This is a genomic window from Allobosea sp. BH3 (genome assembly GCF_025499465.1).
Lineage (GTDB): Bacteria > Pseudomonadota > Alphaproteobacteria > Rhizobiales > Beijerinckiaceae > Allobosea.
Genome location: NZ_JAIMCA010000001.1, coordinates 645482 through 658435 on the forward strand (window position 1 = coordinate 645482; position 12954 = coordinate 658435).

Annotated in this window: 10 protein-coding genes; 5 read left to right on the top strand and 5 right to left on the bottom strand. The window is 68.5% G+C overall.

Annotation, left to right across the window (positions count from 1 at the left end; all coding sequences use genetic code 11):
- Positions 1-81: 81 nt before the first annotated feature.
- The 3 genes from atpA to BoBH3_RS03140 form a co-directional block, all read right to left on the bottom strand.
- Positions 82-1614, bottom strand: a complete 1533-nt coding sequence (gene atpA, locus BoBH3_RS03130; protein ID WP_262329283.1) for a F0F1 ATP synthase subunit alpha — start codon at positions 1612-1614, stop codon at positions 82-84.
- A complete protein-coding gene (locus BoBH3_RS03135; RefSeq protein WP_262329284.1) occupies positions 1614-2183 on the bottom strand; it encodes a F0F1 ATP synthase subunit delta in 570 nt (189 codons plus the stop codon). The genes atpA and BoBH3_RS03135 overlap by 1 nt, the downstream gene beginning before the upstream one ends.
- A 209-nt stretch (positions 2184-2392) precedes the next feature.
- On the bottom strand, positions 2393-4576 hold the full coding sequence (locus tag BoBH3_RS03140) for a primosomal protein N' (RefSeq protein WP_262329285.1): 2184 nt from the start codon (positions 4574-4576) through the stop codon (positions 2393-2395).
- A gap of 174 nt (positions 4577-4750) precedes the next feature.
- On the opposite strand from BoBH3_RS03140, the gene BoBH3_RS03145 reads away from it, so the two are divergent.
- Together BoBH3_RS03145 and BoBH3_RS03150 are read left to right on the top strand one after the other, a co-directional pair.
- Positions 4751-5692 carry a tyrosine recombinase XerC gene (locus BoBH3_RS03145; RefSeq protein WP_262329286.1) on the top strand — a complete coding sequence of 314 codons (942 nt, stop codon included), beginning with the start codon at positions 4751-4753 and terminating at the stop codon, positions 5690-5692.
- A 160-nt stretch (positions 5693-5852) separates the two neighbouring features.
- Complete coding sequence (locus BoBH3_RS03150) at positions 5853-6413, top strand: DUF4337 domain-containing protein (protein WP_262329287.1); 561 nt, start codon at positions 5853-5855, stop codon at positions 6411-6413.
- Between the two features lie 66 nt (positions 6414-6479).
- Here the strand turns inward: BoBH3_RS03150 and BoBH3_RS03155 are convergent, their stop codons facing one another.
- The gene (locus BoBH3_RS03155) at positions 6480-7280 is read right to left on the bottom strand and encodes an SDR family oxidoreductase (protein ID WP_262329288.1); all 801 of its coding nucleotides are present in this window, start codon (positions 7278-7280) and stop codon (positions 6480-6482) included.
- 17 nt (positions 7281-7297) lie between these two features.
- Positions 7298-8689, bottom strand: a complete 1392-nt coding sequence (locus tag BoBH3_RS03160) for an amidase (protein ID WP_262329289.1) — start codon at positions 8687-8689, stop codon at positions 7298-7300.
- Positions 8690-9020: 331 nt separating this feature from the next.
- On the opposite strand from BoBH3_RS03160, the gene uxaC reads away from it, so the two are divergent.
- The 3 genes from uxaC to BoBH3_RS03175 all read left to right on the top strand — a co-directional run bounded on the left by uxaC (position 9021) and on the right by BoBH3_RS03175 (position 12872).
- Positions 9021-10424, top strand: a complete 1404-nt coding sequence (gene uxaC / locus BoBH3_RS03165) for a glucuronate isomerase (protein WP_262329290.1) — start codon at positions 9021-9023, stop codon at positions 10422-10424.
- A complete protein-coding gene (locus BoBH3_RS03170) occupies positions 10421-11890 on the top strand; it encodes a mannitol dehydrogenase family protein (RefSeq protein WP_262329291.1) in 1470 nt (489 codons plus the stop codon). The genes uxaC and BoBH3_RS03170 overlap by 4 nt, the downstream gene beginning before the upstream one ends.
- Positions 11891-12041: 151 nt before the next feature.
- Positions 12042-12872, top strand: coding sequence for a transporter substrate-binding domain-containing protein (locus BoBH3_RS03175; RefSeq protein ID WP_262329292.1), 831 nt, complete (start codon positions 12042-12044; stop codon positions 12870-12872).
- The last annotated feature ends 82 nt before the right edge of the window (positions 12873-12954 follow it).

Here is a 12954-nt window from a genome sequence, read left to right on the forward strand (position 1 = left end):
CTGTCTTAACCTGCCACGTCTACCGTGTTTCCGCGGAAGCGTGGATGGTCGGGGCAAGCCCGACCATGATGATCGACCGGATCAGGCGAAGGACTTCGCGAAGCCCTCGACGATCTCCTTGAGCTTGGCGGCGTTGGCATCCGAGAGGTCCTTCGAAGAGCCGACCTCTTCGAGGAATTTCGCATGCTTGCCGCGCACCAGAGCCAGCAGCCCGTCCTCGAAGGCGCGAACCTTGGAGACCGGCAGCGCATCGAGATAGCCGTTCACGCCGGCATAGATCACGACGACCTGCTCTTCCATCTTGAGCGGCGAGAACTGCGGCTGCTTCAGCAGCTCGGTCAGGCGGGCGCCGCGGTTGAGCAGGCGCTGCGTGACCGCGTCGAGGTCCGAGCCGAACTGGGCGAAGGCGGCCATCTCGCGATACTGGGCGAGCTCGCCCTTGATCTTGCCGGCGACCTTCTTCGTCGCCTTGGTCTGCGCCGAGGAGCCGACGCGCGACACCGAGAGGCCGACGTTCACCGCCGGGCGGATGCCCTGATAGAACAGGTCCGTCTCCAGGAAGATCTGGCCGTCGGTGATCGAGATCACGTTGGTCGGGATGTAGGCCGAGACGTCGTTCGCCTGCGTCTCGATGACCGGCAGCGCCGTCAGCGAGCCGAGGCCGGCGGCCTCGCCCATCTTCGCCGCGCGCTCGAGCAGGCGGGAGTGGAGATAGAACACGTCGCCCGGATAGGCCTCGCGGCCCGGCGGGCGGCGCAGCAGCAGCGACATCTGGCGGTAGGCGACGGCCTGCTTGGAGAGGTCGTCATAGATGATGACGGCGTGCATGCCGTTATCGCGGAAGAACTCGCCCATGGCGCAGCCGGCGAAGGGCGCCAGGAACTGCATCGGGGCGGCGTCCGAGGCGGTGGCCGCCACGACGATCGAGTACTCCATCGCGCCGCGCTCTTCGAGCACCTTCACGAACTGGGCGACGGTCGAGCGCTTCTGGCCGACGGCGACGTAGACGCAGTAGAGCTTCTGGCTCTCGGGAGCGCCTTCGCCGTTCAGCGACTTCTGGTTCAGGATGGTGTCGAGCGCCACGGCGGTCTTGCCGGTCTGGCGGTCGCCGATGATCAGCTCGCGCTGGCCGCGGCCGATCGGGATCAGCGCGTCGATGGCCTTGAGGCCGGTCGCCATCGGCTCGTGCACCGACTTGCGCGGGATGATGCCGGGCGCCTTGACGTCGACGCGGGCGCGGGTCTTGGACTTGATCGGGCCCTTGCCGTCGATCGGGTTGCCGAGCGCGTCGACGACGCGGCCGAGCAGCTCCTTACCGACCGGAACGTCGACGATAGCGCCGGTGCGCTTGACCGTCTGGCCTTCCTTGATCTCGCGGTCGGAACCGAAGATCACGACGCCGACATTGTCGCTCTCGAGGTTGAGCGCCATGCCGCGGACGCCGGATTCGAACTCGACCATCTCACCGGCCTGGACCTTGTCGAGGCCGTAGACGCGGGCGATGCCGTCGCCGACGGAGAGAACCTGACCGACTTCGGTGACGGAGGCTTCGGAGCCGAAATTCGAAATCTGAGCCTTCAGGATGGCGGAGATTTCAGCGGGGCGGATGTCCATCAGCCGACCTCTTTCATGGCAAGACGAATTGAATTGAGCTTGGTTTTCAGCGAGGCGTCGACCATGCGGGAGCCCATCTTGACGACGAGCCCGCCGATCAGCGCCGGATCGACCTTGATCGAAACGTCGACATCCTTGCCGGCGACGCTCTTCAGCGCCGCGCGGATTTCGTCGACGCGCTTTGCGGTGGGCTGCTCGGCCAGCGTCACCTCGGCGGAGACGATGCCCTTGGCCTCGGCGACGAGCTTCTTGTAGCCGACGATCATGCCGGGCAGAGCGAAGAGGCGGCGCTTGCTGGCGACGAGCCCGATGAAATTGGCGGCGATGCCGGAGATACCGGCCTTCGCGAGCACGGCCTTGATCGCGCCGACCTGCTCCTCGGCCGTGAAGGCCGGGCTGCCGACCAGGCGGGCGAGGTCCGGGCTTTCCTTGATGAGACCGTCGAAGGAGTCGAGCGCGGCGGCGACGGCATCGACGGCGCCGCTCTCCTCAGCCAGCTCGAACAGAGCGGTGGCATAGCGCTGAGCTACGCCCGACACCAATGTCCCCTGCGATCCGCCTTCAGCCACGCGTCACGTCTCTCGTTTCAAGGGTCCGCACCGGCGACCTTCTTCAGCAGAAGGTGGAGTGCAGGGTCCCGGCGTTGCGAGTGTCAAAGTCCGAAGTCGGAAAGACGACTTCACGACCGAAATGTGGCGGTGCACTAGCATGTGGTTCCGGGCCACGCAATCGCTAGTTCACCATCGCAAGGAGCGATTTCACCGCTCCTTTCAGCGCTTCAAAGGAAGCTTTGCGGATCGACATCGACCGCGACCCTCACCGATCCCTTGGGCCGGGGCGCCCGTTTCAGCCAGCCGCGCAGGTAATCCTGCAGGTTGATCTCGCGCCCCGTCCGGACAATCAGTCGCATGCGATGGCGCCCGCGCAGCACCGCAAGCGGCGCTTCTGCCGGCCCCAGCACCATGATTGCGTCTCCGGCCTCGGAGCAGCGCGCCAGAGCGCGGGCATGGCTTTCGGCCTCGGCCTGGCTGTTCGCCGAGACGATCAGCGCCGCGAGCCGGCCGAATGGCGGCAGCCCCGCCGCCTCCCGCGAGGCCTCCTCTGCGGCATAAAACCGCTCCGGGTCTCCGGAGATCAGCGCCTTGAGCACCGGATGCTCCGGGTCATGCGTCTGAAGCAGGGCGCGGCCGGGCTTTTCCCCTCGCCCTGCGCGGCCCGTGACCTGCCGCAGCACCTGGAAGGTGCGTTCGGCGGCGCGCGGATCGCCCGAGGTCAGGCCGAGATCGGCATCGATCACCCCGACCAGCGTCATGCCGGGAAAGTTGTGCCCCTTGGCGACGAGCTGCGTGCCGATGACGATGTCGAACTCGCCCTCGGCCACCGCCATGAGTTCCTGCTTCAGCCGCTCGGTCCCGCCGGGAAAATCGCTGGAGAGCACGATGCCGCGTGCCTGTGGAAAAAGCGTCGCGACCTCCTCGGCAAGCCGCTCGACGCCCGGTCCGCAGGCCATCAGGCTCTCTTGCTGGTGGCATTGCGGGCATTCATGCGGCCGGCGCTCGACATGGCCGCAATGATGGCAGACCAGCGCCCGGCGGAAGCGATGGTCCACCAGCCAGGCCGAGCAGTTCGGGCACTGGAAGCGGTGGCCGCAATCCCGGCACAGCGTCAGCGGCGCATAGCCGCGCCGGTTCAGGAAGAGCAGCGACTGCTCCTTCGCCTCCAGATTGGCCTCGACGGCCTTGATCAGCGCGCCGGAGAGCCAGCGCCCGCGCTCCGGCTTGTCGCGGCGCAAATCGACGAGGCCGAGCTTAGGCAACTCCCGCCCGCCGAAGCGCTCCGGCAGCTTGAGATGGGCGTAGCGGCCACGCTCGGCATTGACGCGCGTCTCCAGCGAAGGCGTCGCGGATGCCAGCACCACCGGCGCGTCCTCGATGCGCCCGCGCACCACCGCCATGTCGCGGGCATGGTAGGTGACGCCGTCATCCTGCTTGTAGGCAGCCTCGTGCTCCTCATCGACGACGATCAGGCCGAGGTCCTTATAGGGCAGGAACAGCGCCGAGCGCGCCCCGGCCACCACCCTCGCCTCGCCTGAGGCGATGGCGGCCTGCAGCCGCTCGCGCCGTCGCCCGCTCACCGCCGAATGCCACAGGCCGGGCCTCACCCCGAAGCGCGCCTCGAAGCGGTCGATGAACTGCGCCGTCAGCGCGATCTCCGGCATCAGGATCAGGCTCTGGCGGCCCCGCCGGATCGCCTCCGCCACCGCCTCGAAATAGACCTCCGTCTTGCCCGAGCCGGTGACGCCTTCGAGCAGCGAGACGCTGAACTTGCGCGCCGCCACGCTTTCGACAAGCGCTCGCGCGACCTCGGCCTGCCCTTCGGACAGCTCCGGCACGGCATGCGCGGGATCGGGCAACGCGGCGATGGCCTCGCGCGGCATGGCTTCCACGGTGAAGGTGCCGGCGTCGACGAGGGAATCGATCACTGCCGCGCTCACCGACGCCGTTTCCGCCAGCGCCGATTTCGCGATCAGCAGCCCGCCCTCTGCCGCCGCGATGGCCCGTGCGCGCGCCGGTGTCATCCGCGCCGGCGGTGCTCCCGCCAGCCTGACGCCGAGCTTGGGCCGCTCCGGCGTATCGTCCGGCGGGCGTTTCAGCGCGAGCGCCAGCACCGAGCCCTTCGGCGCCAGCGTATACCAGGCCACCCAATCGACGAGCTTCATCAGCGCCGGGTCGAGCGGCGGCATGTCGACCTTGGCCGTAACCGCCTTGAGGTTGCCGCCGCGCCCGCTGCCCGTCTCCCAGACGACGCCGACCGTCTCGCGCGGCCCGAGCGGCACCTGCACGACATCGCCGGGCGAAAGCGTCAGCCCCGCCGGCACGGCGTAGCTATAGGCCTGGTCGAGCCCGAGCGGGATCAGCACCTCGACCGTGCCGCCCGCAAGCATGTCCGCCGTCTCGTCCATCGTGCCTGTCTCTAGCACCGATTCGCGACCTGTTAAGGCGGGAGCGTCATGGTCGGGGCGACAACCCGCCGTCATGCTCGCCCTCGTGGCGAGCATCCACGTCTTGAACACCGCGATCGGCGGCGGAAGACGTAGATGGTCGGGACAAGCCCGACCATGACGGAGAGCGCCGCCATGACTGATGCCGCCATCACTGATCTCGACGCCTTCCGGCGCGACTGGCTTTCGCACCTTGCCAGCGAGCGGCGTCTCTCCGCGAAGACGCTGGAAGCCTATGGCCGCGACCTCGGCCAGTTCACCGCCTTCCTCACCGACCATCTCGGCGGCGCCCCCTCGCTGGCCGACATCGCGGGGCTGAAGCCCGTCGACCTGCGCGCCTTCCTGGGTCAGCGCAGGCGTGATGGCGTCGGCAATCGCACGCTGATGCGCCAGCTGGCGGCGCTTCGCTCCTTCGCCCGCTTCGGCGAGCGCGGCGGCAAGCTCACCGCCGCCGCCTTCGCCGCGACGCGTGGCCCCCGTCTCGGCAAGTCGCTGCCCCGCCCGCTCGAACCGCGTGCCGCCCGCGCCGTCGCCGATGCCGACACCCGCGCCGGCGAGGAGCGCGAGCAGTGGATTCTCGCCCGCGACGCCGCGGTTCTCTCCCTGCTCTACGGCAGCGGCCTGCGCATATCGGAGGCGCTCTCGCTGACCCGCGCCGAAGCGCCGACAAGCGCGGGCGACAGCCTCACCGTGACCGGAAAGGGCAACAAGGCCCGCATGGTGCCGGTGCTGCCGGCCGTGGTTCAGGCCATCGACGAATACCTCAAGCTCTGCCCCTGGCGGTTGCCGCCGGAAGGGCCGCTCTTCGTGGGAGCCAAGGGCGGCCCGCTTTCGCCCCGGATCATCCAGCTCGCGGTCGAGGGGCTGCGCGGCGCGCTCGGCCTGCCCTCCTCGGCCACGCCGCACTCGCTCCGCCATTCCTTCGCGACGCATCTGCTCGGCCGCGGCGGCGATCTTCGCGCCATCCAGGAACTGCTCGGCCACGCCTCGCTCTCGACGACGCAGATCTACACCCGCATCGATTCCACCCGCCTGATGGCCGCCTACGACGCCGCCCACCCCCGCGCGGGGCGCTAGCATCGGACCGAAAAGTGGAACCCACTTTTCGAGAACGATCCGATGCTCAAACGAAAGAAGATCGGTATTTTGCGCCCCTAAGGGCGTACGGCGATCTGCCCCCTTGCTGCCCCTACGGAAAGCCTTAAACAGCCGCGCGAACTGTCCCGCGAGGTGATTCGTGTCCGGCCACCAAGAGACGCCCGAGGGCGGCAACAAGCGCATCGCGCTCCTGATCGCGCTGCTCGCCCTAATGCTCGCCTTCTCCGAGATCGGAGGCGGCAATGCCGAGCAGGAGGCCGTCGCCAAGAACATCGAGGCCTCGAACCTCTGGGCCTTCTTCCAGGCCAAGACGATCCGCGGCACGACCGTTCGCACCGCCGTCGAGGCGATGGAGGTCGAGCTCGCGGGCGTGACCGACGAGGCCGCCCGCGACCGGATGAGCAAGCGCATCGAGAGCTGGAAGCAGACCGCTGCGCGCTATGATTCCGAGCCAGAGACCAATGAGGGCCGCAGGGAGCTCGCCGCCCGCGCCAAGGAGGCCGAGGCCCGGCGCGACATCGCCGCCGCCCGCGACGACAAGTTCGACATCGCCTCCGGCCTGCTGCAGATCGCGATCGTCATTTCCTCAGCCGCCATCATCACCGGAGTCGGGCTGCTGGCCTGGACCGGCGCCGGCCTCGGTCTGTTCGGCATCGCCCTGATGGTCCTCGCCCAGTTCGCGCCGACAGCGCTGTTCTAGGATCGGCGTCGCCAGCCGTCATTGCGAGCGGAGCGCTGACGCTCCTCGCAATGACGGCCACGTTTCTCAATAATGGATCGCGCCCTTGGCTCCGCCGCCGCAGGCGATGGCATCGCCGTTGATCGCGACGCTGCGCGGCGAGGCGAGGAAGGTGACGATGTCGGCGACCTCGGCAGCGTCGACGAGCCGACCGATGACGATGTTGGCGGCCATGCCGCGCTCGACCTCCTCCGGGCTCTTGCCGGTCGACGCTGCGCGCGCGGCCACCACCGCAGGCGTCTTCTCGGTTCGGATTAAGCCGGGGTGGACGACGGTGACGTTGATGCCCTTCGGCCCGAGTTCGTCGGCGAGGTTCTTGGTCAGCGCCGCGACGGCGACATTACGGATCGAGCCGATGGTCGAGCCCGTCGAGCGCGCGGCGAGCCCGCTGATATTGACGATCCGGCCCCAGCCGTTCGCCGCCATGTGGGGCGCAGCTTCCCGCGCCATGCGTAGATAGCCCATCACCTTCACGTTCACATCGTCGAAGAACAGCGCGTCGGTGATCTCGGCGAGCTTCGGCGGCGCCGACTGCCCGCCGGGCTTGGCCGCCGCATTGACCAGGATGTCGATCCCGCCGAGCGCCGCGACCGCGCCGGCCACGGCGGCCTTCACCGAGGCATCGTCGCCCGTGTCCACGGTGATTCCCACCACCTTGCGCCCGCTCTCCCTGGCCAGCGCCGCGGCCGCCTCCGCCAGCTCGGCCTCATTGCGCGCGGCGATGACGACATCGACGCCCTCGAGCGCGAGCTGCCGGGCGACCGCCCGCCCGATGCCCTTGCTGCCGCCGGTCACCAGCGCGCGCTTCCCCGTCAGCTTCAGATCCATGGCGTTTCCTCTGATTTTTATCGTGATTGCGGCAGCGACGGCCAGGTGACCGGCCCGCGCATCGCTTCCCAGGCGCGCGCCATCCGCAACACGCCGAGATCGTCGAAGCGCTTGCCGGTGATCTGCAGCCCGATCGGCAGCCCGCCCGTCGTCAGCCCGGCATGGACGGAAATCGACGGCTGGTCGGACATGTTCGCCGCGACCGTGAAGGAGATGTGCTCCAGCGGCTTGGCCGGATCGTTGGTCGGCGAGGCCCATTCGGCAGCGAAGCTCGCCACTGGCGAGACCGGGGAGAGGATGAAATCGTAAGGTTGGATCGCCTTCAGCGAGGCATCGCGCATCGCCAGCATCTGGCTCATCCCCCGATAGACCTGGCCGCCCGACAACCCCTCGCCGCCCCGCGCCCAGGCGAAGATATAAGGCAGCACCTTGGCCTGCCGTTCCGCCGGCAGGGCAGCGATGTCGCTCCAGGAACGGTGGCGCCAGAATGCGTCGAGCCCGTCCAGCATCGCCCGCGTGATATGGGGCGCGACCGGCTCGACGATGGCGCCCGCGTCGGCGAAGGCTTTCGCAGCCGCCTCGATCGCAGCCTTCGTCTCCGGTTCGACAGCGAGCCCGAAACCTGCATCGAGCTGGAGACCGAGACGCAGGCCCTTCACATCGCCATCGAGCGAGAGCCAGTCGATCTCCTGCGGCGGCAGGCTCATGCCGTCGCGCGCATCGGGCTTGGAAAGCTCGCGCATCATCAGCGCCGTATCCATGACGGTGCGCGTCATCGGCCCGGCGACGCGGCCGTAATAGCTCGGATCGATCGGCACGCGCCCGAAGCTGGGCTTCAAACCCACCAGCCCGCACCAGCCGGCCGGCAGGCGGATCGAGCCGCCGATATCGGTGCCGACATGCAGCGGCCCGTAGCCCGCCGCGGCAGCTGAGCCCGCGCCGGCAGAGGAGCCGCCCGGATTCTTGCTGAGATCCCAGGGGTTGCGCGCAAGCCTGTGGAAGCTGGAGAGGCCCGAGGACAGCATGCCGTAATCCGGCATGGTGGTCTTGCCGAGGATGACCGTGCCGGCCTCGCGCAGCCGCGCCGCCGGCGGGGCGTCGTTGGCAGCAGGCGACAGCTCGTTCGCGGCCGTGCCCATCGGCACCGGCACGCCCTTCGTCCGGATGTTCTCCTTGATCGTGCCCGGCACCCCGTCGAGCGGCAGCGCCTCGCCCTTCAGCCAGCGTGCCTCGGAGGCCTTGGCCTGCGCCAGCGCGCCGTCGGGGTCATAGGCATAGAGCGCATCGAGCTTCGGCTCCCAGGCGGCGATGCGCGCGATCACCGCCTCCGTCACCTCCACCGGGGATAATGAGCGCGCCTTGTAGGCGGCAAGCAGTTCGGCAGCACTCAGATCGGCAAGATCAGTCATCGCAATAGCCCCGGCGAAACACGAGCGAGAGAGTGGCGCGGGAGCCCGAGCGGGCGCAAGTCCGGAAGCCGCATTGCCGACAGCGTAGCCCTGCATCTGGCGCACTAGTATACCACCCGATTGACCCTCGCCGCGCGCGGTTCTAGAGCATGATGCAATCAGGTCGGCCCATCCGACCGGAGGCGTCATTGCGAGGAGCAACGCGACGAAGCAATCCAGGGAGACCGGGCTGAACCGTTCGACCAAGTCTCCCTGGATTGCTTCGCTCCGCTCGCAATGACGTTTGGCCTGATCGGAAAACGGTCCGGAACGTGACCGATGGAGATGCTCAATGCTGCTGCACGACGATCGCCTCTTCCCCGCCGATCCGGTGACGCGCGGCATTGCGCGACGGCTCTTCGCCACAGTGCGCGACCTGCCGATCATCTCGCCGCACGGCCACACCGACCCGCGCTGGTATGCCGAGGACAACGCCTTCCCCGATCCGGCGACGCTCTTCGTCAAGCCGGATCACTACATCTTCCGCATGCTCTATTCGCAGGGCGTGCAGCTGGAGCAGCTCGGCATCGCCCGCAAGGATGGCGGGCCGGTCGAGACCGACCCACGCAAGATCTGGCGCCTCTTCGCCGACAACTGGCATCTCTTCCGCGGCACCCCCACGCGGCTCTGGTTCGAGCACGCCGTCTCGACCGTGTTCGGCGTCACCGAGCGCCTGACGCCGGAGAATGCCGACAAGATCTATGACCGCATCGCCGCGAAGTTGGAGGAGCCTGAGCTGCGCCCCCGCGCACTGTTCGAGCGCTTCAAGATCGAGGCGATCTCGACGACGGAAGGCGCGCTCGACGACCTCAAATGGCACGACATGATCGCCAGCTCGGGCTGGGGCGGCAAGGTCGTCACCGCCTATCGACCCGACAGCGTCGTCGATCCGGAATTCGAGGGCTTCGCCGATAACCTGCAGCAGTTCGGCGAGCTGACCGGCGAGGATATCGGCAGCTGGACCGGCTATCTCGCCGCCCACCGCGCGCGGCGCACCTATTTCAAGAACCGCGGGGCGACCTCCTCCGACCACGGCCATGCGACGGCCCGCACCGCGAACCTCTCGGCCGCCGATTGCGAGAAGCTCTACGCCAAGATCCTCAAGGGCAAGGTCTCTGCCGCCGACGCCGATCTCTTCCGCGGCCAGATGCTGACCGAGATGGCGAAGATGAGCCTCGACGACGGGCTGGTGCTGCAGATCCATCCGGGCTCCTGGCGCAACCACAACCCGGCTCTGTTCCAGCACTTCGGCCGTGACATGGGCTGCGACATCCCGACCTCGACCGACTATGTCGGCGCGCTGAAGCCGCTGCTCGACGCCGTCGGCAACGAGCCGAACCTCACTGTCATCGCCTTCACCCTGGACGAGACGGTCTATTCGCGCGAGCTCGCCCCGCTGGCCGGTCATTACCCGGCGCTCCGGCTCGGGCCGGGCTGGTGGTTCCTCGACGCGCCGGAGGCGATGCTGCGCTTCCGCGAGCTGACGACCGAGACGGCCGGCTTCTACAACACGGTCGGTTTCAACGACGACACCCGCGCCTATCTCTCGATCCCGGCGCGCCACGACGTCGCCCGGCGCATCGACTGCACCTATCTCGCCAGGCTGGTCGCCGAGCATCGGCTGGAGGAGGACGAGGCGGCCGAGGTCGCCTACGATCTCGCCTACCGCCTCGCCAAGGAGGCGTACAAGCTGTGACCCGCCTCTCCCCCGCCAGCCTCGCCGGCCTGCCCGCGAGCATCCGCCGCCCGGCCTATGATCGCGCGGCCTTGAGCCCCGGCATCGTCCATCTCGGCTTGGGCGCCTTCGCCCGCGGCCATCTCGCCGAATATACCGAGGACGCGCTCGAGAAGCGCTTCGGTGCCTGGGGCATCGTCGGCGCGAGCCTGCAGCGCCCGGACCAGCGCGACCGGCTGCAGCCGCAGGGCGGGCTCTACACCCTGCTGAAGCTCGCTCCCACCGGCCCGGAGCTGCGCATCATCGGCTCGGTTCTGGACGTGCTCGTCGCGCCCGAAAGCCCGGCCGCGCTGGTCGCGCGGCTGGCCGCGCCCGAGACCCGCATCGTCTCGCTCACCGTCACCGAGAAGGGCTATTGCCACGATCCGGCGACCGGCCGCCTCAAGGCGGACCATCCCGACATCGTCCATGATCTCGCCAACCCGGCCGCGCCGCGCTCGGCTGTCGGCATGCTGGTCGCCGGCTTGAAGGCACGCCGCGATGCGGGCCTCGGCCCCTTCACGGCGCTCTGCTGCGACAACCTGCCCTCGAACGGCCGTGTCCTGCGCGGCCTCGTGCGCGATTTCGCTGCGCTCGTCGACGACAAGCTGGCGGCCTGGATCGAGGCCAACGGCGCCTTCCCGGCGACCATGGTCGACCGTATCGTGCCGGCGACGACCGATGCCGACATCGCCGAAGTGGCGCGGCTGATCGGCGTGGAGGACGCCGCCCCGGTCATCGGCGAGCCTTTCCGGCAATGGGCGATCGAGGATGTTTTTGCCGATGGCAGGCCGGATTGGCACGAAGTTGGGGCGCAGATGGTCTCCGAGGTCGGCCCCTTCGAATTCATGAAGCTCCGGATGCTGAACGGCGCCCATTCCTCGCTCGCCTATCTCGGCTATCTCGCCGGCCATGAGACGGTGGCCGAGGCGAGCGGAGACCCGGTCCTCGCCCGCTTCCTCGCAGGGCTCTGGGCCGAGATCATGCCCACCGTGCCGGCGCCGCAGGGCGTCGTGCTCGACGATTACGCCAAGGCGCTGCTCGTCCGCTTCCAGAACCCGGCGATCCGCCACCGCACCTGGCAGATCGCCATGGACGGCTCGCAGAAGCTGCCGCAGCGCCTGCTCGGCACGATCCGCGAGCGGCTGAAGGCCGGCGCCCCGATCGACCATCTCGCGCTCGGCGTCGCGGCCTGGATGCGATACGTCACCGGCACCGACGAGAAGGGCGGAGCCATCGACGTGCGCGATCCGCTCGCAGCCGAGCTGAAGCGCCGCACCGAATCCGCCGGGCGTAATGCTCCGGCTCTGGTCGCGAGCCTGACCGGCATCGAGGCGATCTTCGGCACCGATCTGCCGGGCGAGACCCGCTTCACTAAGGCTGTGCAGGCTCATCTCGCCGCGCTGTTCGACAAGGGCGCGAAGGCGACGGCGGCGAGCCTGGGCTGAAATCGGACACGTCATTCTCGGGCGAAGCACAGCTTCGACCCGAGAATCTCAGGACGAGAAGGCGCTGGTTTCCGAGATGCTCGGATCAAGCCCCAGCATGACGCCTGAATCGGCGCTTGATCCTTCGCCCGTTCCCGCGCCAAATCCCGCCATGCTCCGCGCGCTGATAGCCCCCCTCCTAGCAGTCCTGCTCGCCGCCACCGCCACGGCACAGGAGCAGACGCGCATCCAGGTGCCCGATCTCTGGGACCCGCGCATCCGTCTCGACCGGCCGGAGCCCGGGCCGCCGCGCGTCGTGCGCTTCCTGACCGACGATGATTATCCGCCCTTCCATTTCGCAGCACCGGACGGAACGCTGACCGGCTTCTCGGTCGAGCTCGCCCGCGCCGCCTGCGAAAAGCTGGGCTGGACCTGCACCATCCAGCCGCGCCGCTTCGACACGCTGCTGGACTCCCTCGCCGAAGGGCGCGGCGACGTGCTGGCCGCTGCGATGAACCTGACGCCGGCCCTGCGCGAGCGCTTTGCCCGCAGCCATCTCTATTTCCGCGCGCCCGCCCGCTTCGCCACCACCCGCGGCAATGCCCGGCCCGCACTCGACGGCGCAGCCCTCCAGGGCCGCCGCGTCGCAGTCGTCTCCGGCACGGCCCATCAGGCCTTCCTCGAAACCCTGATGCCCTTCGTCCAGCGCCGCGAGAGCGCCGACCTCAATGCGGCCGTGGCAGCGCTGCGCAGCGGCGAAGCCGAGTACATCTTCGCGGACGGGGTCGCGCTATCGTTAGCGCTGGCTGTCAGCGGCGGCGAATTCGCCTTCTCCGGCGGGCCTTATCTCGAAAGCCGCTATTTCGGCGAGGGCGTCGCATTCCTGCTGCGCAAGGACGACCCGGCCCTGAAGCGCGCCATCGACTACGCGCTGCAGAGCCTGTGGGACGACGGCACCTATGCCCGCCTCTATCTGCGGTTCTTCCCGATCAATCCGTATTGAAAGGACGCGCCCGTCATTGCGAGGAGCGGAGCGACGAAGCAATCCAGGGGCGGCAGACCCGAACCGCCCCGCCCGGTCAGCT